General features: G+C 59.4%; 20 protein-coding genes. 13 read left to right on the top strand and 7 right to left on the bottom strand.

The window, feature by feature from the left end:
• The first annotated feature begins 260 nt into the window (after nt 1-260).
• The 11 genes from urtA to ureC all read left to right on the top strand — a co-directional run bounded on the left by urtA (nt 261) and on the right by ureC (nt 10,655).
• Entirely contained in the window at nt 261-1,526 is a 1,266-nt protein-coding gene (urtA, locus tag ACA070_RS02930; RefSeq protein ID WP_461979036.1) for an urea ABC transporter substrate-binding protein, read from the top strand.
• A gap of 235 nt (nt 1,527-1,761) precedes the next feature.
• The gene (urtB, locus tag ACA070_RS02925) at nt 1,762-3,264 is read left to right on the top strand and encodes an urea ABC transporter permease subunit UrtB (RefSeq protein WP_497449965.1); all 1,503 of its coding nucleotides are present in this window, start codon (nt 1,762-1,764) and stop codon (nt 3,262-3,264) included.
• Nucleotides 3,264-4,343, top strand: a complete 1,080-nt coding sequence (urtC, locus tag ACA070_RS02920; protein ID WP_497449964.1) for an urea ABC transporter permease subunit UrtC — start codon at nt 3,264-3,266, stop codon at nt 4,341-4,343. Before urtB ends, urtC begins: the two co-directional genes overlap by 1 nt.
• On the top strand, nt 4,340-5,212 hold the full coding sequence (gene urtD / locus ACA070_RS02915) for an urea ABC transporter ATP-binding protein UrtD (protein ID WP_497449963.1): 873 nt from the start codon (nt 4,340-4,342) through the stop codon (nt 5,210-5,212). The genes urtC and urtD overlap by 4 nt, the downstream gene beginning before the upstream one ends.
• Before the next feature lie 139 nt (nt 5,213-5,351).
• Nucleotides 5,352-6,050, top strand: coding sequence for an urea ABC transporter ATP-binding subunit UrtE (gene urtE / locus ACA070_RS02910; RefSeq protein ID WP_077748951.1), 699 nt, complete (start codon nt 5,352-5,354; stop codon nt 6,048-6,050).
• 30 nt (nt 6,051-6,080) lie between these two features.
• Nucleotides 6,081-6,920 carry an urease accessory protein UreD gene (locus ACA070_RS02905; protein ID WP_497449962.1) on the top strand — a complete coding sequence of 280 codons (840 nt, stop codon included), beginning with the start codon at nt 6,081-6,083 and terminating at the stop codon, nt 6,918-6,920.
• Nucleotides 6,921-7,078: 158 nt separating this feature from the next.
• Nucleotides 7,079-7,381 carry an urease subunit gamma gene (gene ureA, locus ACA070_RS02900; protein ID WP_177062639.1) on the top strand — a complete coding sequence of 101 codons (303 nt, stop codon included), beginning with the start codon at nt 7,079-7,081 and terminating at the stop codon, nt 7,379-7,381.
• Between the two features lie 9 nt (nt 7,382-7,390).
• Nucleotides 7,391-7,924, top strand: a complete 534-nt coding sequence (locus tag ACA070_RS02895; RefSeq protein ID WP_497449961.1) for a GNAT family N-acetyltransferase — start codon at nt 7,391-7,393, stop codon at nt 7,922-7,924.
• A gap of 6 nt (nt 7,925-7,930) precedes the next feature.
• Nucleotides 7,931-8,464 carry a GNAT family N-acetyltransferase gene (locus ACA070_RS02890; RefSeq protein ID WP_497449960.1) on the top strand — a complete coding sequence of 178 codons (534 nt, stop codon included), beginning with the start codon at nt 7,931-7,933 and terminating at the stop codon, nt 8,462-8,464.
• Nucleotides 8,464-8,772 (top strand): urease subunit beta, encoded by a 309-nt coding sequence (locus ACA070_RS02885; RefSeq protein WP_109627750.1) that lies wholly within the window; start codon nt 8,464-8,466, stop codon nt 8,770-8,772. The genes ACA070_RS02890 and ACA070_RS02885 overlap by 1 nt, the downstream gene beginning before the upstream one ends.
• Nucleotides 8,773-8,954: 182 nt before the next feature.
• Nucleotides 8,955-10,655, top strand: coding sequence for an urease subunit alpha (gene ureC / locus ACA070_RS02880; RefSeq protein ID WP_497449959.1), 1,701 nt, complete (start codon nt 8,955-8,957; stop codon nt 10,653-10,655).
• 77 nt (nt 10,656-10,732) lie between these two features.
• On the opposite strand, the gene ACA070_RS02875 is transcribed toward ureC, so the two are convergent.
• Nucleotides 10,733-16,021, bottom strand: a complete 5,289-nt coding sequence (locus tag ACA070_RS02875; protein ID WP_497449958.1) for an NEL-type E3 ubiquitin ligase domain-containing protein — start codon at nt 16,019-16,021, stop codon at nt 10,733-10,735.
• Nucleotides 16,022-16,257: 236 nt separating this feature from the next.
• Between ACA070_RS02875 and ACA070_RS02870 the strand changes: the two genes are divergently transcribed.
• On the top strand, nt 16,258-17,385 hold the full coding sequence (locus tag ACA070_RS02870; protein WP_497449957.1) for a sensor histidine kinase: 1,128 nt from the start codon (nt 16,258-16,260) through the stop codon (nt 17,383-17,385).
• Nucleotides 17,386-17,542: 157 nt separating this feature from the next.
• Here the strand turns inward: ACA070_RS02870 and ACA070_RS02865 are convergent, their stop codons facing one another.
• Together ACA070_RS02865 and ACA070_RS02860 are read right to left on the bottom strand one after the other, a co-directional pair.
• A complete protein-coding gene (locus tag ACA070_RS02865) occupies nt 17,543-17,848 on the bottom strand; it encodes a chaperone modulator CbpM (RefSeq protein WP_462028774.1) in 306 nt (101 codons plus the stop codon).
• A gap of 23 nt (nt 17,849-17,871) precedes the next feature.
• Nucleotides 17,872-18,819 (bottom strand): DnaJ C-terminal domain-containing protein, encoded by a 948-nt coding sequence (locus ACA070_RS02860; protein ID WP_497449956.1) that lies wholly within the window; start codon nt 18,817-18,819, stop codon nt 17,872-17,874.
• A gap of 297 nt (nt 18,820-19,116) precedes the next feature.
• On the opposite strand from ACA070_RS02860, the gene ACA070_RS02855 reads away from it, so the two are divergent.
• Entirely contained in the window at nt 19,117-20,391 is a 1,275-nt protein-coding gene (locus ACA070_RS02855) for an Hsp70 family protein (protein WP_076028828.1), read from the top strand.
• A 131-nt stretch (nt 20,392-20,522) separates the two neighbouring features.
• On the opposite strand, the gene ACA070_RS02850 is transcribed toward ACA070_RS02855, so the two are convergent.
• The 4 genes from ACA070_RS02850 to ACA070_RS02835 all read right to left on the bottom strand — a co-directional run bounded on the left by ACA070_RS02850 (nt 20,523) and on the right by ACA070_RS02835 (nt 25,274).
• A complete protein-coding gene (locus ACA070_RS02850) occupies nt 20,523-21,536 on the bottom strand; it encodes an AI-2E family transporter (protein WP_497449955.1) in 1,014 nt (337 codons plus the stop codon).
• Between the two features lie 246 nt (nt 21,537-21,782).
• Nucleotides 21,783-22,088 carry a PsiF family protein gene (locus ACA070_RS02845; RefSeq protein WP_497449954.1) on the bottom strand — a complete coding sequence of 102 codons (306 nt, stop codon included), beginning with the start codon at nt 22,086-22,088 and terminating at the stop codon, nt 21,783-21,785.
• A 96-nt stretch (nt 22,089-22,184) separates the two neighbouring features.
• On the bottom strand, nt 22,185-23,561 hold the full coding sequence (locus ACA070_RS02840) for a hypothetical protein (RefSeq protein WP_497449953.1): 1,377 nt from the start codon (nt 23,559-23,561) through the stop codon (nt 22,185-22,187).
• A 24-nt stretch (nt 23,562-23,585) separates the two neighbouring features.
• Nucleotides 23,586-25,274, bottom strand: a complete 1,689-nt coding sequence (locus ACA070_RS02835; protein WP_497449952.1) for a hypothetical protein — start codon at nt 25,272-25,274, stop codon at nt 23,586-23,588.
• Nucleotides 25,275-25,423 lie beyond the last annotated feature (149 nt).

The following is a 25,423-nucleotide window of genomic DNA, read 5'->3' as shown; positions in this document are numbered from 1 at the left end:
TCGAGATCCCGGAGCGCCGCAGGTGGTACATATTTATCGCCACCAGGTTTTCTGCTTTTGGCGCAGCTGGCACCAATGCCGCGCACGACGATGCACCCTCGCCTTGATCAAGCCCCAGTCTGGTGCGTCGCCAGAATCGCCGAGGGCTCTATCACGCTGTTTCCCTGCCTGTGCCGATCAGGCACAGCCCTTGCTAAAGACCTTTCAGTCGTCCGCTCTGCCAACCCAGAAAAATTATTAACGTTCATGGAGATCGCACAATGAAGCGTCGCAGCTTGATCAAGGCTTTCACACTCACGGCAAGCATTGCCGCGATGGGCATGACCTGGACCGTCCAGGCCGCCGAGACCATCAAGGTCGGTATTCTGCATTCGTTGTCCGGCACCATGGCGATCTCCGAAACCTCGCTCAAAGACATGGCGTTGATGACCATCGACGAGATCAACGCCAAGGGCGGCGTGAACGGCAAGATGCTGGAACCGGTGGTGGTCGACCCCGCATCGAACTGGCCGCTGTTCGCGGAAAAGGGTCGTCAATTGCTGACTCAGGACAAGGTCGCCGTGGTGTTCGGTTGCTGGACGTCGGTGTCGCGTAAATCGGTGTTGCCGGTGTTCGAAGAACTCAATGGCTTGCTGTTCTACCCGGTGCAATACGAAGGCGAAGAGATGTCGCCGAACGTGTTCTACACCGGCGCGGCGCCGAACCAGCAGGCCATCCCGGCGGTGGAATACCTGATGAGCGAAGAAGGCGGCAGCGCCAAGCGCTACTTCCTGCTGGGCACCGACTACGTGTACCCGCGCACTACCAACAAGATTCTGCGCTCGTTCCTGCATTCCAAAGGCGTGGCGGACAAGGACATCGAAGAGGTCTACACCCCGTTCGGCCACAGCGATTACCAGACCATCGTGGCCAACATCAAGAAATTCTCGGCCGGCGGCAAGACCGCGGTCATCTCCACCGTCAACGGCGACTCCAACGTGCCGTTCTATAAAGAGCTGGCCAACCAGGGCTTGAAAGCCACCGACGTTCCGGTCGTGGCGTTCTCGGTCGGCGAAGAAGAACTGCGCGGCATCGACACCAAACCGCTGGTGGGCAACCTCGCGGCATGGAACTACTTCGAGTCGGTCGAGAACCCGGCGAACAAGAAGTTCGTTGCCGACTGGAAAGCCTACGCCAAGAAACACAACCTGCCGGGCGCCGACAAAGCGGTGACCAACGACCCGATGGAAGCCACGTACGTGGGCATCCACATGTGGGCGCAAGCGGCTGAAAAAGCCAAGTCCACCGACGTCGACAAAGTCCGCGAAGCCCTCGCCGGCCAGACCTTTGCCGCGCCGTCGGGTTACACGCTGACCATGGACAAGACCAACCACCACTTGCACAAGCCCGTGATGATCGGCGAGATCCAGGCCGATGGTCAGTTCAACGTCGTGTGGCAGACCGAAGGGCCGATCCGTGCCCAGCCGTGGAGCCCGTTTATTTCGGGTAACGACAAGCGGCCGGATTATGCGGTGAAGAGCAACTGAGTCGGATCTGGAGTTTGGGGTGGGTCTGAGATCCACCCCTCACCCTAACCCTCCCGAGACGTCGGACCGCCCCAGAGGGGCGAGGGGACTGACCGAGTTGTCTGGTCGAAATACTGCGACCTGCAATCTCAAGTCGAACTCAGGATTTTAAAAGCATGAAGATCGGCCCCCTTTCCCCCTCTCCCCATTGGGGAGAGGGCTGGGGTGAGGGGTCGATTTAACAGGAACACCACTTATGCCCACCGCCCTTTACCGCGTCATCCTCGCCCTCGCGCTGCTACTGCCGATGGCCACCCATGCGGGCGATGCCGAAGACTTCGTCGCCGCCAACCCCGTGCAGCAAGCCAAACTTCTCGAATCCTGGGCCGCGCAGCCCGACCCGGCCCGTGTCGAATTGATCAACGCCCTGCAACAAGGCGAGTTGACCGTCGACGGCCAACCGAAAACCCTGCGCCTGAATAACCGCCTGCGGGGTCTGATCGACACCGCGGTGGCCAGCCACCAATTGCTCGCCGCCGACGCCAAAATCCGTCTGGCCGCCGCGCAGCAATTGCAGAAAAGCGCCAAACCCGCGCAGTTGAAATACCTGGATCGGCAACTGGCCGGCGAAAAAGATGAAAGCGTCCATGCCGCATTGAGCCTGGCCCTGGCCAACCTGCAACTGGTCGACACCGACCCTGCCGTGCGCCTCGCGGCGGTGCGTCTGCTTGGCGAAACCGGCGATCCACTGGCGCGCACCCGCCTCGAAAGCCTGCTGGAACCGGGGGTCGAAGCCGACGCCAACGTGCGCACCGCCGCCGAAACCAGCCTGGCGCAAGTCAAACGCAAACTGCTGATCGGCGAGATCCTCGGCCAGGCCTTCAGCGGCATGTCGCTGGGTTCGATTTTGCTGCTCGCAGCATTGGGCCTGGCGATCACCTTCGGCCTGCTCGGCGTAATCAACATGGCCCACGGCGAGATGCTGATGCTCGGCGCGTACTCGACCTACGTGGTGCAGCTGATGTTCCAGCGCTACGCCCCGCAAGCCATCGAGTTCTACCCGCTGATCGCATTGCCGGTGGCGTTTTTCGTCACTGCCGCGATCGGCATGGCGCTGGAACGCACGGTGATTCGTCACCTCTACGGCCGCCCGCTGGAAACCCTGCTGGCGACCTGGGGCATCAGCCTCATGCTGATTCAGCTTGTCCGATTGGTGTTCGGTGCGCAGAACGTTGAAGTGGCCAACCCGGCGTGGCTCTCGGGCGGGATTCAAGTGCTGCCCAACCTCGTGCTGCCGTACAACCGCATCGTGATCATCGCTTTCGCGCTGTTTGTGGTGGTGCTGACCTGGTTGCTGCTGAACAAGACACGCCTCGGTTTGAACGTTCGCGCCGTCACCCAAAACCGCAACATGGCCGCCTGCTGCGGCGTGCCGACCGGGCGGGTCGACATGCTCGCCTTCGGCCTCGGCTCCGGCATTGCCGGCCTCGGCGGCGTGGCGCTCAGCCAGATCGGCAACGTCGGCCCCGACCTCGGCCAGAGCTACATCATCGACTCGTTCCTGGTGGTGGTGCTCGGTGGTGTCGGTCAGTTGGCCGGTAGCGTCCTGGCCGCGTTCGGCCTGGGCATCGCCAACAAAATTCTCGAACCGCAGATCGGCGCCGTACTCGGCAAGATCCTGATCCTCGCGCTGATCATTCTGTTCATCCAGAAGCGTCCGCAAGGCCTCTTCGCACTGAAAGGACGGATGATCGACTGATGAACCAGCCTCTGATGCTCACGGCCAGCCAAAAGGCCGGCCCCAAAGTCACGATCGCCGTCGGTGCGGTGGTCCTCGTTCTGTTGCTGGCGTTGCCGCTGCTCTCGCTGTTGTCGCCAGACAGCGCGTTTCACGTCTCGGCCTACACGCTTACGTTGGTGGGCAAGATTCTGTGCTACGCCATCGTCGCCCTGGCCCTCGATCTGGTCTGGGGTTACGCCGGCCTGCTGTCTCTCGGTCACGGCCTGTTCTTTGCCCTCGGCGGTTATGCGATGGGCATGTACCTGATGCGCCAGGCGTCGGGCGATGGCTTGCCGGCATTCATGACCTTTCTGTCGTGGACCGAATTGCCGTGGTACTGGACCGGTACCAGCAGCTTTCTGTGGTCGATGTGCCTGGTGGTGTTGGCGCCGGGTTTGCTGGCGCTGGTGTTCGGGTTCTTCGCCTTCCGCTCGCGGATCAAGGGTGTGTATTTTTCGATCATGACCCAGGCCCTGACCTTCGCCGGAATGCTGCTGTTCTTCCGTAACGAAACCGGGTTTGGCGGTAACAACGGCTTCACCAACTTCCGCACCATTCTCGGGTTTGGCATAACTGAACCGGGTACTCGCGCGGTGCTGTTTTTCGCCACGGTGGTGTTGCTGGTGGCGAGCCTGTTTATCGGTTGGCGGCTGGCGCAAAGCAAGTTTGGCCGGGTGCTGACGGCGCTAAGGGATGCGGAAAACCGCCTGATGTTCTGCGGCTACGACCCGCGGGGTTTCAAGCTGTTTGTCTGGGTGTTGAGCGCGGTGCTGTGTGGTCTGGCCGGTGCGTTGTACGTGCCGCAGGTCGGGATCATCAACCCGAGTGAAATGTCGCCGACCAACTCCATTGAAGCTGCCGTTTGGGTGGCCCTCGGTGGACGCGGCACGCTGATCGGTCCGCTGCTCGGCGCCGGCGTGGTCAACGGGATGAAGAGCTGGTTCACCGTAGCGTTTCCCGAATACTGGCTGTTCTTCCTCGGTGCGCTGTTCATTGTCGTGACCTTGTATTTACCCAAAGGCGTGATCGGTCTGCTGAAAAAGAGAGGTGAATCATGAGAGTCACTGCGACGGCTGAATTCATGCTCGAACCGGCGTTTTTTCCGCCTCTGGAACCCAACCGCGACGCCGGCAGCAGCCGCGACGCCATCGGCCTCGGGCAACGTGTCGGCCCCGGCCTGGACACTCGCCACGGCACGATCCTGACCCTGGAAGACATCAGCGTCAGCTTCGATGGCTTCAAGGCGCTCAACGATCTGAACCTTTACATCGGCGTCGGCGAACTGCGCTGCATCATCGGCCCCAACGGCGCCGGCAAGACCACGCTGATGGACGTGATCACCGGCAAGACTCGCCCCAGTCACGGCAAAGCCTGGTTCGGTGAAACCCTGGACCTGACGTCGATGAGCGAAGTGCAGATTGCCCAGGCCGGCATCGGTCGCAAGTTCCAGAAGCCGACGGTGTTCGAAGCCTTGAGCGTGTTCGAGAACCTGGAGTTGGCGCAGAAAACCGACAAGTCAGTGTGGGCCAGCCTGCGGGCTCGCCTCAGTGGCGAACAGAAAGACCGCATCAGCGAGGTGCTGGACACCATTCGCCTGACGGCCTCGGTCAATCGCCCCGCGGGGTTGTTGTCCCACGGTCAGAAGCAGTTTCTGGAAATCGGCATGCTGCTCATGCAAGACCCGCAACTGCTGCTGCTCGACGAGCCGGTGGCGGGCATGACCGACGCCGAAACCGAGTTCACCGCCGAACTGTTCAAAAGCCTGGCCGGCAAGCATTCGCTGATGGTGGTGGAACACGACATGGGCTTCGTCGGCTCCATCGCCGACCACGTCACCGTGTTGCACCAGGGCAGCGTGCTGGCCGAAGGGTCGCTGGAACAGGTGCAGGAAAACGAGCGGGTGATCGAGGTCTACCTCGGTCGCTGAACCTGCCAACACGGACACTGTGGGAGCTGGCCTGCCAGCGATAGCAGTGGGTCAGGCAACATCAATGCTGAATGTGCCGCCCCCATCGCTGGCAGGCCAGCTCCCACAGGGGTTCTGTTTGAAATTAAGGAATCTGGACATGCTGCAAGTCGACAAGCTGCACCAGTACTACGGCGGTAGCCATATCCTGCGGGGCCTGACGTTTGACGTGAAGGTCGGCGAAGTCACGTGCCTGCTGGGGCGCAACGGCGTGGGCAAAACCACCTTGCTCAAATGCCTGATGGGTTTGCTGCCGGCCAAGGAAGGCGCGGTGAACTGGGAAGGCAAGCCGATCACCACGTTCAAGCCGCACCAGCGGGTGCATGCCGGGATCGCTTATGTGCCTCAGGGACGCGAGATTTTCGGCCGGTTGACCGTGGAAGAAAACCTGCTGATGGGCCTGTCGCGATTTCCTGGCTCTGAAGCCAAGGAAGTCCCGGCGTTCATCTACGAGCTGTTCCCGGTGCTGCTGCAAATGAAGCAACGACGCGGTGGTGACTTGTCCGGCGGCCAACAGCAACAATTGGCGATCGGTCGCGCACTGGCCAGCCGTCCACGGTTGTTGATTCTCGATGAACCCACCGAAGGCATCCAGCCGTCGGTGATCAAGGAGATCGGCGTAGTGATCAAAAAACTCGCGGCCCGCGGAGACATGGCGATTCTGTTGGTGGAGCAGTTCTACGACTTCGCCGCCGAACTGGCCGATCAGTACCTGGTGATGTCCCGGGGCGAGATCGTGCAGCAAGGTCGCGGCGAAAACATGGAAGCCGAGGGTGTACGTGGTCTGGTTACGATCTAATCTGAAGCGTCCTGACGATAATTAGAAAATATGAATTTACCTCTCCCCACTGCCCTGTTTACCCCGAGTTGGCACGCCGAGCTGGAACTGGCTTACGCCCGTTTCGGCGACAGCACGCGCCCGGTCCAGCGCCGGCACAAAGGCCCGCTGCGGGTGCAGAAGCACCTGTATGCCGAAGGGCCCGAGGTGTGCCAACACATCATTGTCCACCCACCGGGCGGCATTGCTGGCGGTGATCGGCTGGATATCAGCGCCAGCGTCGGCCGCCAGGCCTGGGCGCAAATCACCAGCCCGGGTGCTGCCAAGTGGTATCGCGCGGCGGGGCCCGCCTATCAGCGTCTGGCATTGAAAGTGGCACCCGGTGCGACACTGGAATGGCTGCCGCAAGAGACGATTATCTTCAGCAACGCTCAGGCCGAACTCAGCACCTCCATTGATCTGGAGGGCGACGCCCGGTTGTTTTACTGGGACATTGTGGCACTGGGCCGGCCGGCCAGTGGCGAGCGCTTCGACCTCGGTCATTTTCAGGCGCAACTGGATATCCGCCGTGACGGCCGGTTGCTCTGGCACGAACGCCAGCGCATTGTCGGGGATGATGGCCTGCTCGATTCGCCGATTGGCCTGGATGGGCAACCGGTGTTTGCAACGTTGCTGGTGACGGGGGAGATTGATAGCGAGCTGCTGGAAACCTGTCGCTCGCTGCCCAATGACGTGCGCGGGGATCTGACGCAATTGCCGGGGCTTCTGGTTGCCCGGTGCCTGGCCAGTGAAGCGCTGTTGGCGCGGGGCTGGTTGATTGATTTGTGGCGTTTGCTCAGGCCTGCATTGCTCGGCCGGGAAGCCTTGCCACCCAGAATATGGAGCACCTGAAATACGATCCCCCTGTAGGAGCCGGCTTGCTGGCGATGGCGATTTATCAGGCGCCTGATTTGTTGAATGTGCCGTCGCTATCGCCAGCAAGCCGGCTCCTACAGGTTACGTGTTTACAGATCCGAATACCTTTTATCTGCCCAGATGGATTCCAAACGATGGACCTGACCCCACGCGAAAAAGACAAGCTGCTGATCTTCACCGCTGGCCTCGTGGCCGAGCGGCGTTTGGCGCGCGGCGTGAAACTCAATTACCCGGAAGCCATGGCTTACATCTCCGCAGCGCTGCTCGAAGGCGCGCGTGACGGCCAGACCGTGGCCGACCTGATGCACTACGGCACCACCCTGCTCAGCCGCGAACAAGTGATGGAAGGCATCCCGGAAATGATCCCGGAGATCCAGGTTGAAGCGACCTTTCCCGACGGCACCAAACTGGTCACCGTTCACCAACCCATCGCCTGAGGACGCGCCATGAGCTATCAAATCCGCGATGCGCTGCACGCCGACCTGCCGGCGATCCGCGACATCTACAACGACGCCGTGCTCAACACCACGGCGATCTGGAACGAACAGGCCGTGGACCTCGGAAACCGTCAGGCCTGGTTCAGCGCCCGGCAAGCCCAGGGTTATCCGATCCTGGTGATTGTCGACGGTGATAACAGCGTGCTGGGCTACGCTTCATTTGGCGACTGGCGGCCGTTCGACGGTTTCCGTCACACCGTTGAGCATTCGGTCTACGTGCGCAGCGACCAGCGTGGCAACGGTCTCGGCCCGCAATTGATGACGGCGCTGATCGAGCGCGCCAAAGGCTGTGACAAACATGTCATGGTCGCGGCCATCGAAAGCGGCAACGCTGCTTCCATTCGTTTGCATCAACGGGCCGGTTTCGTGATCACCGGTGAGATGCCGCAAGTGGGCACCAAATTCGGCCGCTGGCTGGACCTGACCTTCATGCAACTGACCCTCAATCCTGGCGCGGAGCCGCCGCCCGCCAACAAGGAGTAATTGCCGATGAACGCTGCCCAACTGCGCCGCGTCAATGTTGAAAGCTTTGCGCACTATCGCCAGGGTTTGATTGACCTGCTGCTCGACGCCGTCGGCTATGGCGCCAGTGTCGGGTTCATGGCCAATCTGGACGCCGCTGCGGCCCGCGCCCATTTCGATGACGTTCAGGACAACCTGAACAAGGGCAACGTGCTGCTGTGGGTGGTGGTCAAGGACGAGCAAGTGCAGGCCAGCGTGCAGCTGACCCTGTGCCAGAAGGCCAATGGCCTGAACCGTGCCGAAGTGCAGAAGTTGCTGGTGCGCGAACATGCGCGCCGTCGGGGTCTGGGCCAACAGTTGATGAGCGCGCTGGAACAGGCCGCGCTCCAGCACAAGCGCGGCATGCTCTACCTCGACACCGAAGCCGGCTCCCCCGCTGAAGATTTCTACAAGGCCCTGGGTTACACCAAATCAGGTGAGATCCCTGACTACGCCTGCGACCCGAGCGGCCAGTACAAACCGACCGCCCTTTACTACAAGATTCTCCAGGGGGCCCATTGATGATTCCCGGTGAATACCAGATCCAGCCCGGTGACATCGAACTCAATGTGGGCCGCCGCACTGTCAGCCTGAAAGTGGCCAACAGCGGCGACCGGCCGATCCAGGTCGGCTCCCATTACCACTTCTTCGAAACCAACGACGCCCTGACCTTCGACCGCGCGGCCAGTCGTGGCATGCGCCTGAACATCCCCGCGGGCACTGCCGTGCGCTTCGAACCAGGGCAGAGCCGCGAAGTTGAGTTGGTCGACCTGGCCGGGCATCGCCGGGTGTTCGGGTTTGCCGGCAGGATCATGGGTGACCTCGACTGATCGGCCCCTGTGGCGAGGGAGCTTGCTCCCGCTCGGCTGCGCAGCAGTCGTAAAACCCTACCGCCATGGCTATTCAGCTAAATAGCGCCACCTGTATTGCGAGCGCTTCGCACTCGAGCGGGAGCAAGCTCCCTCGCCACAATGGACCGCGGATTGCCGCAACTTACTTTCAAGGCGTGCACATGAAGATTTCCAGACAAGCCTACGCCGACATGTTCGGCCCCACCGTCGGTGACAAGGTCCGTCTGGCCGATACCGAGCTGTGGATCGAAGTGGAAAAAGACTTCACCACCTACGGGGAAGAAGTGAAATTCGGCGGCGGCAAAGTCATCCGCGACGGCCAGGGCCAGAGCCAACTCCTGGCCGCAGAGGTTGTCGATACCCTGATCACCAACGCGCTGATCATCGACCATTGGGGCATCGTCAAAGCCGACGTCGGCCTCAAGGACGGGCGCATCGCCGGCATCGGCAAGGCCGGCAACCCGGACGTCCAGCCAAACGTGACCATCGCGGTCGGCGCCAGCACCGAAGTCATCGCCGGTGAAGGCATGATTCTCACCGCCGGCGGCATCGACACGCACATCCATTTCATTTGCCCGCAGCAGATCGAAGAAGCGCTGATGAGCGGCGTCACCACCATGATCGGTGGCGGCACCGGTCCGGCCACCGGCACCAACGCCACCACCTGCACCTCCGGGCCGTGGCACTTGGCGCGCATGCTCCAGGCTGCCGACGCGTTCCCGATGAACATCGGCTTGACCGGCAAAGGCAACGCCAGCCTGCCGGAGCCGTTGATCGAACAGGTCAAGGCCGGCGCCATCGGCCTCAAGCTGCACGAAGACTGGGGCACCACACCGGCGAGTATCGACAACTGCCTGAACGTCGCCGACCAATACGACGTGCAAGTCGCCATCCACACCGACACCCTCAACGAGTCGGGCTTCGTCGAAACCACCCTCGCCGCCTTCAAGGGTCGCACCATCCACACCTATCACACCGAAGGTGCGGGTGGCGGCCACGCCCCGGACATTATCAAGGCCTGCGGTTTTGCCAACGTGCTGCCGAGCTCGACCAATCCGACCCGGCCGTTCACCCGCAACACCATCGACGAACACCTCGACATGCTGATGGTCTGCCATCACCTGGACCCGAGCATTGCCGAGGACGTGGCCTTCGCCGAAAGCCGCATCCGCCGCGAAACCATCGCCGCCGAAGACATCCTGCACGACCTCGGCGCGTTCTCGATGATCAGTTCCGACAGCCAGGCCATGGGCCGCGTCGGCGAGGTGATCACGCGCACCTGGCAGACCGCCGACAAGATGAAAAAGCAGCGCGGCGCGCTGCCCGGTGATGGCGAGGGCAATGACAACTTCCGCGCCAAACGCTACATCGCCAAGTACACGATCAACCCGGCGATCACCCATGGCATCAGCCATGAAGTGGGCTCGGTCGAAGTGGGAAAATGGGCAGATCTGGTGCTCTGGCGTCCGGCGTTTTTTGGCGTCAAACCGACCTTGATCCTCAAGGGCGGCGCCATCGCGGCCAGCCTGATGGGCGATGCCAATGCGTCAATTCCGACACCGCAACCGGTGCATTACCGCCCGATGTTTGCCAGCTACGGCGGCTCGTTGCACGCCACCAGCCTGACCTTCATCAGCCAGGCGGCGCAGGAGGCCGGGTTGCCCGAAGCCTTGGGTTTGAAGAAGAAAATCGCCGTGGTCAAAGGTTGCCGCGACGTGCAGAAAACCGACTTGATCCACAACGACTATCTTCCGACTATCGATGTCGATCCGCAGACTTATCAGGTCAAGGCAGACGGCGTTTTGCTGTGGTGTGAGCCAGCGGATGTGCTGCCGATGGCCCAGCGATATTTCCTGTTTTGACCGCTCGACTGGCCTGACCAATCGAATCGAAATCGCACGGACCTGGCATGCCAGGCCCGTGCGAAAACCAACAGCAATCAGCTATCCGGCTGCACGGTAAATGGGATTTCTACCTTTTGCAGTTTTGCCCGATCGATCGCCTGCTGTGTGAGGGTCTTGAGCAACGCCTTCTTGTCTTCATCGATCACCTCCAGCTCAGCGGCGTATTCCGTATCGGTCATGACGCGTCCCGGCGCAAAGTCGCTTTCCGGTTTGTTCAGTTCAGCGCCGAGCACCCTGAGCTCTTCCTTCACTCGAGCCTTTTGCTCAAGCGAAAGCGTCGTGTCGGTCGCGCGCCTGTCCAACGCCATGTAGAACTCTGTCGTGGCATCGATCCGGCGTCTGAAGCCTTTGAAGGCAGTTCGGTTGGAACCCTCGACATAGGCTGTCCAGAACGGTTGCTCGACGAGCAGATCGCTGAGCAGTTCGCCCTCTTCAAGGTCCAACACGCGTAGGTACGCAGACTCGATCATCTCTGGCGTTACGCCCGCAATCTTTCTGAACTGCATGTTTCGAGACTGCCATGGCAGGTCCAGTCTGTCGGCAAGATCCGTCATGAATGCCAGGTGAACTTCAACTTCATCAATCGTGCCTGTCACCTCGTCCGTGGCATTCACGCGCCTGAACTCCTCGCCCGTCGCCTCGCGCTCGGAGATCGTTTTGCGGGCAATCCTGCTCAGTTCATCCAGTCGTGACTTGCCCCGCGCCAGTGACACCAGCTCCCCCTCTACCAGCGAGGGGTTGGCCAGTTCATAGGCCTCATGAATCAGCACCTCCAGCCCCATGGCATTGAACAGCTGCGCGCCGGCATCAACGCACGCCGTGGGCACGGTGGTCAGGGTGAAGAGTTTTTGCCGAAGCTCGGTATTTTTCGACATCGCCTCGAGCATGCGCCAGACCTTGGCGGTCATATCGACCCGAAACCCAGGGTCGCTCTTGAAATGCCCCGATTCGGTGAGTTTGCGAATCTCGTTGAAAAAACCGACTGATCCGTGCTCATCCTCGACGCTGTTCCAGACCTCTTGTTTCGCCACCCATTCCGGCCGTGTCATGCCAGACTCCCAATCAAGACTGTCGCGCACGCCACGCGGCGGATAGGGTCGATCAGGGTCCATGCCGACGGACTCGATGTAGTCCCTGAGCGTTTGCAGATTGGCCTCCGCCAACCACGGCGGCTCCCGGTTCAACACCGTGCGCGCCAGCAGTTCCGCCTGGACGGAACCATGAGGCACCGTCGGAATCTGGGTGATTTCGTTACCCTGCATATCGAGGAAAAAATGCCGGAACCGGGGTTGTGCGAACAACCCCTCAGGCCAGAGATGAATGCCGGTGTCAGCCAGGATCAGCGTATGCAGCCGTCTCATGCTGCCAATATCCGGGACTCGTCCCAACGGATTGCCGAGCAGGTCCAGGACCTCAAGCCGTGTCAGGTTGCGCAGGTCGGCGACGCCTTGCGCGTCCAGGACGATCCGGTTTCCTCGCAAGTTGAGTTCTGTCAGCGCGCGCATGCGGCCGATGGCACGAGGCAGCCCGGTGAGCGCATTGCCGTTGATGTTGAGCGAACGCAACTGGGGGAAATGGTCGAGGAAGGAAGCATGCGCGTCGGTCAATTCGGTCAGGGTCAGATTGAGGCGTGTGACGTGATCGAAATTGCCTTCCAGCGCGGGCATGGTTCCCAGATGACGCCCCAACGGCATGTTTTCCAGGTCGAGCACTGCGCCGCGCAGTTCGCCCAATGAATCCACGTCGCGCAACCCGATTTGCTGCCAGCATTCCCTGACAGCCTTGTAGATCGCGTTTCTGGATTGCCATTCGGCGATGCCGGCAGGCATGAAGCCGTACGCTTCGGTCGGAGATTTCAGCCAGCGTTGAAAGTTGTCGTTGAGCCGATTGAACTCGGCTTCGAGTGCGCTCGCCCTCTGCTCCAGACTGACTTCACTGCCGCCCTCTTGCAGGTAAGCCTGGGCTTCGGCCTCCGTCCACCCGGGGCGAACGACTCGGACCCGCTCTTGCGGCGTTATTGGCCCGGTGACCTGACGTACCCCCTGAGCAACCCCGCGCATGCCGCCCCTCAGGCGCATGGTGACGGGATCGAACCTCGGTTTGCGCACAGGGTTATCCGCAAGAAGGGCACTGAACGTGTCCCGTGGTAACGGCGCTTTCTGGATGGCGTGTTTGAGGGTCGTGCCTTGATTGATGTGATACCCCAATGCGTTTCGTTCGGCATCAGGCAGGGCATGCAACACCGAAGCGTAAAGATCATCGGCCCCGTGCAAGTGAAGATCCTCGGTATCGCGGGTTTGGTACTGACCGTCCTCACTGACCAGGATTCTGCGGTAAGTGGCATCTGCCGGACCGACGCTTTCGCGCAACGGACCGTCGAATGTAGATTCACGGATTTCGATCCGAACGTTTTCGGGCCAGTTGGGCAGTGCTTGCAACGAGCGCAGTGCCAGCCGCTCGGTGTCCGCTCCGTACGCCATATCGAGGAAGAGCCCTTCATAGGCGCGCGCGGTTCGTATCGCCTGCAAGGTGGCTCTCACACGTTCTCTGAGTTGCAAGGGGATGCGCGACGGTCCGGTAATGTTGAGCAGGTCTTGCGGTTCGATGTCTGCCAGCAACTCCCGCGCTACCGCAGTGGGGAGTTCGCTGAAGGCGTCCTGGAGCACCCGCACTTGCGGGTTACTGGTCTGTTGCAAACGACGATTCAGCGCGTCAAACAGAGGCCCGCGCCGATTACCGGCTCGTTCGGCAAGCTGGTTTTTCAAGGCATCGATTCGGATTTGCTCGTCAGTGGAAATGCCTCGCCCGAGCATCGCGTGGATGTCGGGCTCGTTTACAAACTTCACGGCAAGCTCCGGCAGTTTCCCTGCGCGGACCTCGGCACGGCTTATCTTCAGGGTGTTGGCCGGCAGTGCATCGACGTTGCCAAACCTTATGGAGCGCCCACCCTGCCCGGCACCGTCAATAAGCTCGATGCTTTTGAGCTCAGGCCATCTCGGCAGTTCAACCAGCAACCGGGGCACCTGTTCGATGAAGACTTCCGGAACCTCATTGAGCCTTATCTGCCCGGGCAGCTTTTGCACATCAGCCCAGGTCTTGAACCGTTCGATGGTGTCGGTCAGCAACGCTGGCGGCGCATCGTTGACGACATGCAACCTGCGCAAATCGTCTTCCGCTACTCCACTGACGAGACGAATCTGCTCCAGCGTGTCATCCGTGAAAACCTCGACCGACGACCCCATGCGCCGCATAAGCGTGGTGTTGTCCCATTCGAGCGGGCGGTCGAGTTCTGTCTTCCACGCGCCGCCACCGTTGTGCTCCAGTTTCGGTTGATAAGCCTGTGGCCGATCCGGATGACGCAAGCGTGGCTGGCCGGTGCGTGGATCGTTTATCACTTCGAAGTGTTGGTTTTCATGCGTGAGGATGTCTTTTTCGCCGTGCCGGTACAGCCCCCGCTCGTTTGGCTTCGCCTCTGTGGGCAACGCCATGTCATGGGCGTAAGGCGCAAGGTCCGGGTTCCAGAGGCGCGTCTTGCCATCAGTCGACTCAACCTTTTGCAACTGATCGATAAAAGCCGATGGTTTGACAGGCGCAGCCGCACGGGCGGGCAAGACATGCCCGGCGGCCATAATGGCCAGCTGCGCAAAATTGATCATGACACCGGTGAGATGGGCCGCCGCTTCTTCCTTGTCGCCCTTGCTCCAGTCTTCGAGGCCTTCCATGGTTTCGAAGAGCATCTGCCCGACCATGACCGCCAGCATCGCTTCGCCCAGATAGGGAACCAACATGGCGCCAAAATTGAACACGTTCCAGCCGATGTTCAGGTAACTGCTCAGGCGATTCCAGCGCGTGGTGGCGTCTTCATCCCCGGTCGGCACGGCGATCTGCCGCGCATCTGCAATCGCCTTCTCCCTTCGCCACAGAGCCATTTGCGGCCAGAGATCGCCAGGAATGATATCGGTGACGGGCTCCGCGTTGGCATTTTCAACGGCTGTTTCCCGCCACCATGGCCCCATGTCCAGCGACTCGCGCTGTTTCCAGGTGAAGGTCGAGAGCCGCTCGCGAACCCGGGCAAAAAATTTGCCTTTGTCTTTTTGCGCCACGAAACGGCTGAAAAACTGTTGATAGCTCGGCGAGCGCAGCTGGCTCGTCAGTTCCTTCATGAAGTCAGTGAAGGATTCGTATTCTTTGAAGGGGTGGTCGGGATCATCAGGGACATACGCAATCAACGTCCCGTCGAGACGACTTTGTTGATAAACATCATCCCTTTGCAACATGGCGTCGACGAGACCACTGGGGCCATTGGCGAAAAACGCCTCGAGCAACTTGAACTGTTCAAACTCCTGTCCCGGGAGCAATGTCAGACGGCGCGACCATTCCAGCATCGTTCGTTGATGCTGCGGAATCAGCGCGTCGTAAGTTCGTTTGATTGTTGACGGGTCCGCCACCGCACTGAACAACACAATCCCGGACAACCTGAAGCCCATGAGCGAAAGCCGATGGCATTGCAAGGGACGACGCCCCATCAGAATGCCTGGTTCGTTGTCCCGAATCTGCCGAAGTTTCCCGTAGCCATAGGACGTGATGTCTTTTTTCAGATACGCGATCAGCGCCGATTCGTTGAAAGCGGCTTTTTCACTGGCCGTGGATTGCCGCACAACTGTCGCTTTGGCCGCGACCTCTTCGGGTGCCAGCAATGCCTTGATGTGCTGCTGATATTGCGCACCGATATCGAGCGACCGACACAGGGCAGCAAATCGTTCGACCGTCAGCGCCTGCCGCTGAAGTTCGTTTTCGTCGTCCCTGATGAAGATGCCCGATCCATCGCGAAATGCGCCCTCCTGCGTTTCGGGCGCCTCGAAATTGTGCAACGCCGCTTCCAGCAATGAGGATTGTCTGAGCCGACTGGCATTGGTATCGATGCCGATAGCCAGTTTGGCAGGGATGTACAGTCGAATCAGCGTCGCATTGACGTCCAGTTCCAGATTCAATTGTTCTTTTAATGCCTGAACCAGCAGGGGTCTGGCAAAGGCATGAATGTCCTGCTGCACGTTCTTCAGCGTATCCTCCAATGGACCCTGGAGGCGCCAATGTTCGTCGATCAACTCCTTGAGGTACTGGCGATCAATGGCCCTTGCATTCAAATACCATTCAGGAAATTCCGGTTTCGAATGGGCAAGTGAAACAAGGCGTGAGGCGGGTGCATCTTTGATCGGCGAGGGCAGTTTGCTCAGAAGATAATCACGATAGACATCGGTTTCTCCCTCTTCTCCTGCGTACCCGGTCGTTATCTGCAACAACGGAGTGCCCGAAAGTTCGCTCATTTCGCAAATCCTTATGCGATGAAAGGAACGCCCAGACTATTGATTGGCGACAAAAACAAAAGCGCAAAAAACAGCCCAGAAATCAGTAATACATCACAATCGCATCGGATTTCAGAATGCAAAAAACAAGTAATTACCACCCGAACGCCGCCGAAAAGAGCCTCCCGCGTAATGGTAGTTTTTAGCCAGTAACAAAGAGGCTAAGATGCGCCAGACTTCCCCTCAGGACTCCGGCCATGCGCCTACCCGAATTCATCAGGCAACACGTGGACCGTATCGTCGATGAATGGGAGCAGTTCGCCAGCACCATCACGCCGGCGGCCGAGCACATGGACAGGGTCGCCTTGCGCGATCACGCCAAGGCCATTTTGTTGGCCGCGGCACGCGACATGACCTCGGCGCAAACCTCCAGTGAGCAGATGGCCAAGGCCAAGGGTGAGGGCCCGGAAAAAACCCCGAGCCTGGATGAGGCTGCCGCCAGCCATGGCGAACTGCGGCATACCGTGGGGTTTGATCTGGTGCAGATGACGTCGGAGTTCCGTCATCTGCGGGCGTGCGTCATCCGTTTGTGGGTCGCCAGCCTGGAGTCGCCGGACCTGGCCTATTTCCAGGACATGATCCGTTTCAACGAAGCCATTGACCAAGCACTCGCCGAATCCACCGCCGCTTACGCCGAACAGGTCAATCGTTCGCGGGATATCTTTCTGGCGATCCTCGGGCATGACCTGCGGGCACCTTTGCAAGCGGTGAGCATGTCCACCGAATTGCTGATGCGCAAAGTAACGCTTGAAGGCGATGCACTGGCCTGCGCGATCAATATCAAGCATGGCGCGCGGCACATGGCGGTGATGGTCAGCGATTTGCTGGAGCTGGTGCGCAGTCGACTGGGTAAAAGCCTGCCGATCGAACCGGCACCCATGGACCTGGCCGATTCCGTCCATGCGGCGATTGCCGAAGCCTGCGCCGGTAATCCGGAGTGCAATCCGACGGTCGACGTAGTGGGAGACACCCGAGGTGCCTGGGACGCCGGGCGGGTTGGCCAACTGCTGCAGAATCTGATCGGCAACGCGTTGCAGCATGGTTTGAACAAACGTGACGTAACAGTGACCCTGACAGGCGAGCCAGACACGGTTCGCCTCACGGTGCATAACTACGGCGTGCCAATTTCCGAGGACGCGATCGGCACGATTTTCGATCCGCTGGTGCGCAGCGCCGACGAAGAACTCGGCCAGCCTTCCACCAGCCTTGGCCTGGGGTTGTTTATCGTCAAGGAAGTGGTCGACGCGCACGGCGGGACGATTGAGGTCAGCTCCAGCGAGACGGATGGCACGCTGTTTACTGTGGTGTTGCCGAGAAAGGCATGAAGGCGTAAGACCGAGTCATCGTTCATCGTCGGAACGCCGCCCGGAGCCGGCTCACTCCCACATTGGATCGGGTTCCTCCAGAAGGAATACGGACGAATGTGGGAGCGGGCTTGCTCGCGAAGGGGCCATGTCAAGCGACACAAAACCATCAGAACACCTACTCGACCACCAACCGCCCCAACCGCTGCTTGAGCATGCGATTCTCGGCCCGCAGCTGCTGGACCTCTTCAAGCAGGTCCAGCGCCAGGGCGACGCCTTCCCACTCCAGTTCCAGGTCGCGCCGCAGCTTGGCGGCACGCTTGGCCAGGGCCAATTCATAATCGTTGAAACGCCAATCCTTGGGCTGCGTGCCCTGAGGTTCGAGGATGCCGTGCTCGACGATTTCGATCACGTAGACGTCCGACAGGTCGGTCGCCTCACAGAATTCTGCCATGTCCAGTTGAACGATCAGGGGGGCGCTCATGAGGGGCTACTCCGTCTCTTGGATCAGAAATTTTCTCTCGGGTCGAAAGCGGCTTTTTTTGCCAGTTCCTGCCACAGGGCCTTGACCTCATCGCTCGACGTCTTGGGCATGACTGCCTTCAATTGCACGAACAGGAAGCCGCGTTCGCCCGCCTTGTTCAGCAGACCGTGGCCCTTGGCGCGCATGCGCTGGCCATTCTGACTGCCGGCCGGCACCTTGAGGTTAATCTTGCCTGTCAGTGTAGGCACTGCCACTTCGGTGCCCAGCGCCAATTCCCAGGGAGCCAGCGGCAAGGTGATGATCAGGTTCTCGCCTTCGACATCGAATTTGGGGTGCGGCGCGAAGCGAATGATCAGGAACAGGTCGCCATTGGCGCCACCACCGGTGCCCGGCGCACCCTGACCCTTGAGGCGGATGCGCTCGCCGTCGGCCACGCCGGCCGGGATCTTCACGTTCAGGCTTTTACTGGTGTTGCTGACATGCTGGCCGGCAGCGTTGTACTGCGGCACCTGGAAAGTGACCTTCTTCGACTCGTTCGAGAGGGTTTCTTCCAGAAAAATCCCAAGTTCCATTTCCACGTCTTGCCCTCGACGCCCGGCGCTGCGGCCTGACTGTCCACCACCAAAACCCGGACCACGGTTGCCGAAGATCGAACTGAAGAAGTCCGAAAAATCGCCCGAGTCCTGACCACCACCGAAACCACCGCCGCCACGACCCTGCCAACCCGGCGGCCCCTGGAACGGCTGGCCATGCTGGCCGTATTTGCGCAAGTCGTCGTATTCGGCGCGTTTGTCGGCACTTTTCAGCGCCTCGTAGGCTTCCGAGGCGTCCTTGAACTTGGACTCGGCGTCCTTTTCCTTGCTGACGTCCGGGTGGTATTTGCGCGCCAGTTTGCGATAGGCGGCCTTGATCGCCTTGTCGTCAGCCGTCGGCTCCACACCGAGAATCTTGTAATAGTCTTTGAAGTCCATCGAGGGAATCACCATCCGTTATCGATATCGCGCCGCCACCGGCAGTCTGCGCTCATTGGCAGACGTCGGGTTGACCGATCTCAAGTTGTTGACCGGGCAGCGCATCAGAAGTTTATCGGCAGCGGCGGGCGGTTCTTGCGACCGTCCTGTGGCTGCCAGGCCCAATGCAGACAAGTTTGGGGCAAAGGATAGTCTTTCAAGGCGCTAATAGCTGAGATTTAGCGGATAGTCGGCCTTCGAATATTCGCCGCACTGGCATACACTGCGCGGCCGTTTTTTAACCGGAACTCGAAAGACATGAAAAACGCATCTCCAGCCCGTGCCTGTGGTATCGACTTCGGCACGTCCAACTCCACCGTCGGCTGGCTGCGCCCCGGCATGGAAACGCTGATCGCGCTGGAGGACGACAAGATCACCCTGCCCTCGGTGGTCTTCTTCAATATGGAAGAACGCCGCCCGGTGTACGGCCGGCTGGCGCTGCACGAGTACCTGGAAGGCTATGAAGGCCGGTTGATGCGCTCGCTCAAGAGCCTGCTGGGCTCCAAGCTGATCAAGCACGACACCAGCGTCCTCGGCACGGCGATGCCGTTCAAGGACCTGCTCGGTCTGTTTATCGGTCAACTGAAGAAGCGCGCCGAAACCGCCGCCGGTCGGGAGTTCGATGAAGTGGTGCTGGGCCGCCCGGTGTTCTTCGTCGACGACGATGAACTGGCCGACCAGGAAGCCGAAAACACCCTGGTGGACGTCGCGCGCGCCATCGGCTTCAAGGACGTTTCGTTCCAGTACGAACCGATTGCAGCGGCATTCGACTATGAGTCGACCATCGAAAAGGAAGAGCTGGTGCTGATCGTCGACATCGGCGGTGGTACGTCCGACTTCTCGCTGGTGCGCCTGTCCCCCGAGCGTCGCACCCACGACAACCGTCACGATGACATCCTCGCCACCGGCGGCGTGCACATCGGCGGGACCGATTTCGACAAGCAGCTGAGCCTGCAAGGCCTGATGCCGCTGTTCGGCTACGGCAGCCGCATGAAGAGCGGCGCCTACATGCCGACCAGCCACCACATGAACCTGGCGACCTGGCACACCATCAACTCGGTGTACTCGCAGAAGTCGACTCTGGCGCTGGGCAGCATGCGTTACGACATCGAAGACACCGGCGGCATCGATCGTCTGTTCAAGCTGATCGACCAGCGCGCCGGCCACTGGCTGGCCATGGAAGTGGAAGAAACCAAGATCCAGCTGACCCACGCCGACAGCCGCCACGTGCCGCTGGACCGCATCGAGCCGGGTTTGAGCGTGGAGTTGAGCCGGGCACTGTTCGAATCGGCCATCGACAACCTGCTGGAGCGCGTACGCAACAGCGTCACGCAATTGCTGAACGACGCCAACGTGCGTGTCGATCAGGTCGACACGGTGTTCTTCACCGGCGGTTCGAGCGGGATTCCGGCGCTGCGTAACAGCGTGTCGGCGATGTTGCCGAATGCGCGGCATGTGGAAGGGAACATCTTTGGCAGCATCGGCAGCGGGCTGGCGATTGAGGCGATGAAGCGTTACGGCACGATGGATTGATCCCGCAGTGATCGTTCCCACGCTCTGCGTGGGAATGCATCCCGTGACGCTCGGCGTCACAGCCTCAACAGCGGACGCAGAGCGTCCATGGCGGCATTCCCACGCAGAGCGTGGGAACGATCGGGTGGTGGTTAAACCATCCCCACCTGCTTCAACTCACTCTTCAGATACGCGTAATAAATCGGCCCCGCCACAACCCCCGGCAGGCCGAACGCGGCCTCGAACACCAGCATTGCCAGCAGCAACTCCCACGACTTGGCGCTGATCTGCCCGCCGACAATGCGCGCGTTGAGGAAGTATTCGAGCTTGTGGATAACAATCAGGTAACCCAGCGCCGCCACGGCCACCCAGATCGACAGCGACAGGCCGACGATGGTGATCAGGGTGTTCGATATCAGGTTGCCGATCACCGGCAGCAGCCCTAGCAGGAACGTCAGCACGATCAGGGTTTTGGTCAGCGGCAGCTTGATGCCGAACATCGGCAGGACCACCGCCAGGAAAATCCCGGTGAAGAAGGTGTTGAGCAGGGAAATCTTGATCTGGGCGAACACGATGTTGCGAAACGCCTGGACCAGCAGGTGCAAGCGGTCGAACAGCGCGGCGGCCAATGGCTTGCGCTTGGTCAAGTCCGGCACGCGCTGCAAGGCAATGATCGCCCCCAGCACCATGCCGATCAGCAGCGTCACAAACATGTGCGCCGCGTCCTTGCCCACCAGTTGCAAGTCGCTCAGGTGTTTGCTCATCCACTCGCCAATCGCCACGCGGAATTCGGCGGCACTGGCGGGCAGATAGGCGTCGATGAACGGCGGCAGTTGCCCGCGCGCACGGTCGACGACAACCATGAATTTGTCGAGAGATGCCCCGGGGTTCTCCGCTTCGTGCAGCAAAAAGCTAATGGCGCCGGCAAAGATCAGCGTCAACACACTGACCACCAAAGTCCCCAACAACGCCACCGCCAGCCAACGCGCACGCCGACCTTCGATCAGCCGCTGCAATTGCGGGGTGAGCATGTTGACCAGTTCGAACACCAGCAAACCGGCCAGGAGGCTGGGCAGCAGTCGCAGCGGGATCACCAGCAGCAAACCACCAAAAATGATGACCCAACTGATCAGCAGCAGAACTTGGCGTTGAGAAAACGTGGGCATACAGCCTCAAAACGAACGACGTAAAAGGATTGGCAGTCTGCCAGCGTTCGGAGGCCAGCACTAGGGATTGTGTAGGTCGACCTTAGTGGGGCATTGGCGATTTTTTGCAGCGTCCATGCCGGCCTCTTCGCGAGCAAGCCCGCTCCCACAATGGATCTGTGTTCGCAGGACTTATGTGGGAGCGGGCTTGCTCGCGAAGGGGCCCTCACAGCCGCCACAATCTGCCGCCCCCTATGACTAAGTTATCTATTTTTTCTTCAGGCAATCACTCATGAAGGCTTTACGCGCATCGCCTTTCAAAGCCTGGGTAGCCGCGGTGGCGTTGCAGGTTTTCATCTTCTCTTGCTGAGGGGTCAGGGCTTTCGCGTCATTGGCGGCCGGCGCCGCTTTGAGGCAGGTGCTCATGAAGGCTTTGCGCTCATCGCCCTTGAGGCTTTTCGCGGTGGCGTCAGCGTTGCAGGTAGTCATCTTGTTCTGTTGCTCGGTGGCAGCGAAGCCTTGGGCGCAAAGCAGCAAACCGATCATCAACAAAGGGACACGCAATATCTTCATGGAGTTTCTCCTTGTTGCCGCACCAAGGGGTGCGGCCTCAATCTGGAGTGTAGACAACCCCTGTTACACCTTCATCCACGACGCATCAGAGGGTCTTCAATCGGTATCTGTGTCCTCGCCCAGAAGATCCTTGAATGCCTCCCGGTATCGTGTGTATGCATTAATCCGGTTTTCAATGACCAACGCAGGCATCCGCTCGAAGGAAACTGGTGTGCCTCCCTCGACAGCATAGGTCTGGCCAAGCTTATCCAATGACGTCCATTGGACGTATGTCCGCGCCGTCTTCAGATACAGCTTGTTCATTTTTATCTGTCGATACGTGTTTGCCTCAGAAACCGCGGGCAATGTCGCCGGGCCTGGTGGCGTGTCATTGATAAACCTGTATTCGCCCACGGCCGGCCCTGCGGGCAGTGTCTCCAAGGGCGTCGTTACAAACTCGAATGTCCCTTTGCTGGCCAGGTGCGCGGCGGGAAATTCCGGCCAGGAGTCAGCGACGACCAATCCATTGAGATTGCTCAAATCATCACCAATCACCACATACTGATGGTCAAACCCGGAGACTTTGACGATGTGAATAGCGGACGTCCGGGGTTGGCTGGCGAGGATCGAAAACGTGACTTTGGAGTTCTCCGAGCAATTGCCGCCCTTGATTGCGATGGCCTTTTCTGACGCTTGCGCGATTGTCAGGTCCGAGGTGAACACGCTCTCCGCCCCAAGGTCCATTCCCCTGAGGTGTTTAATACCCGCGATTGCCGAACCGCCTTTCTCCCACATGCTCGCCAACTGATTACTCGACAACGGCAAGAGCTCCTTGGCTCGATAGATCGCTTCCTGTGCCATTTTCAAGTTGGCCATGATTTGAGCCGACACCTGAATCGGCTCCCCGGACGTGGCTACGTCTTCGAACAGCAACTCTCTATATTCACTTAAATCCCTCAGCTTCGGATTCGACGTTACACCGTTCTCCCGGACTGAACGTATCAGCGCCTGGTATTCATTGGCGCGCCCGGTCTGTTCCAGATTCCGCGCATACATGCCCAGATTTCGTTCCGACTCCGTGAGCGGCACCAGGCCCTCTTCGGTAAACAGACGCCCGGTCAAGGCGTCGAACTGCTCAGGCCGTATGAGTGACTGCAATTCGGGTAATACTTCAATGCTGTCGAGGACTGGCTGATTATTCCCCTCACCGTTAGCTTTGATCACTGCGTAATGCATCGATAAAACGCATTCATCAGAAAATCGCTCGTGCAACAACTTCAAACCGCGCAAGAAGTTGTATCTTTCAATCATCGGAGTCGATTCATGAAACGAAAGATCAATCAGCTCTTTATATTTACCCGCTATGAACTGCAACTGTGCCACTTCCCCAATAGAACTTGGCGGCCCTGCGCGAAGCCGCATGAAGTCCGGGTCGAACGTGGACCGATACGGTTGCGGGAGATTGGGCAGGAGTTCCAGTAAGCGGTACGGCATCAACGCATTCCTGCGCAAACAGGTTTACAAACTTTTTACATCACTGATTTTTAGTGACTCGCGCTTATCGACCAAAAACGTTTCAAGGATCGAATTGTAGAAATCTGTAGCGGGATACAGGGCATTGCCTTCGACATCGTGAGCCCGGTAAGTCCCGTATCCGTCCTCTACGAAAGTCAGGTGAGTCGTCACGTTACTTTGACCGAATGCGCCCAACAGTTCGCCATCGAAACTGTCCTGACGAATTTCGATGCGAATGTCTTCCCCCCAGAGCCCCAAAGCTCCCGACGTATATAGAGTCAGCGTGAAGTTATCAGGCGAATTGACCGAATCCAGATAAAAACCTTCGTACGCGCGGCTGACAAGGATGTCCTGAAGCGCCCAGTGACCCAGGGTTTGAAGTCTTTCGGGGAGAATCCCACGCCTGATTTTGTCCAACTCTGCCGGCGTGGCGATGTCTACCAGCTCTCGCGCCACAACTCCCGGCAACTTCAACTGCTCCTGAACGAATAGCGCTTCGGTAGTCGTGGCCTTATCGACATCGCGATAACGTTGATCAAACAGGTAGGTTTTATACGGGTCAGCCAGCTGTGCAAGTTCGCGCCTAAGGTGCCTGGCATTCGCTTCAAGCGTGGCCGGCGGTTCATCGGACGCAACGTTCAGCAGGGATTTTGTTTCAGCCTCATCCAGATGCGACAGCACGGTTTTGAGCAGGTCGCCGTCGAGCAATTGATCGCGTGGTATGGGCACCGGTGATGAGCCTTCACGTTCAATTGTGCTCAGCACCTTGCCATTGGCATCCAGCAATGACATCGCCTTGTCTGGCCAAATTACATTGAGCAGTTCGAACTGAAATAACAAATCGGCCTGCAAATAATCTTGCGCACGATCGCTGCGCAGGTTGTCGATGAAGCGACCCATCTCGCGATCAATCCTGAACCGGGCCACCGTGTCCTGAAGCAAGGGGATGATGCGCTCATGGTTGGCGTACATGCGTCGGACTGCATTTATATCGGCGCGACTCACTGCAAGTATATCGGCGCCGGCCTCTTCCAGACCTTGAGCCTGCGAACCGAGACGGTTGATCAGGGTCTGCTCATCCCATGCATACGGCCGCTCGCCTTCGATCACCCGCTGGTAAGCATATCGAGGGTCGGTCACGCGCTCGGGCTCAGTCTGCAGGCGCCACAGCTTGCCGACCGGATCGCGTATGAGTACGGGGCCAGTAGCGGTCAGTTCATTAGGCAGCTTGGCGCGGTACAGCCCGGTTTCAGGGTCTTTGCCAACTTGTACGATGCCAACGTCTGCAACCTCGGCATACAGACGGTTTCGGAATGTTCGCAAGCCGTCGGCGTTGGCTTCTGTCAATTTGCCCGTCGCAGGAACCCGATAGGCTGTCAGCGGATGCTGCGCCGATGCGATTGCGGAAGTGGAGTTGGAAGTGGAGCTAGAGCTGGAACTGGAAACCCTATCGCTGGCTGCTATCGACGACGTGCCGGCTGCGGGCGTATCGATGCTCTCGGGGATTCTGCTCGTCCCGGACAAATCAAGCCGGCCTGCTCCCGTCACCGGGTCGACATCGACTCGCGGAGTATCGACCCGTGGGGCATCGGTCCGCGAGGTGTCAGGGCGCGGTGTCTCTCCACCCCCTGTCGAGACAGGTCTGTGAGTGTCGGGGCTGGTATTGCCTCTGGGAGGCCGTCTGGCTGCCATGAATCTTCATCCTTGTAATTGACTGTGGCGTCGCTGCCGATTGTGAATAAGTTCAAACACGCAAACATATTACTTACCCACAATAATAACTTGCAGAAGAATAAAAATCCTGCCGCCTCTTGTATATCAATTAATGAATTCCGAACAAC

This window comes from Pseudomonas sp. LBUM1678, from assembly GCF_059695575.1.
The sequence above is the reverse complement of the archived record's forward strand: the minus strand, read 5'-3'. Positions and strand labels throughout refer to the sequence as shown.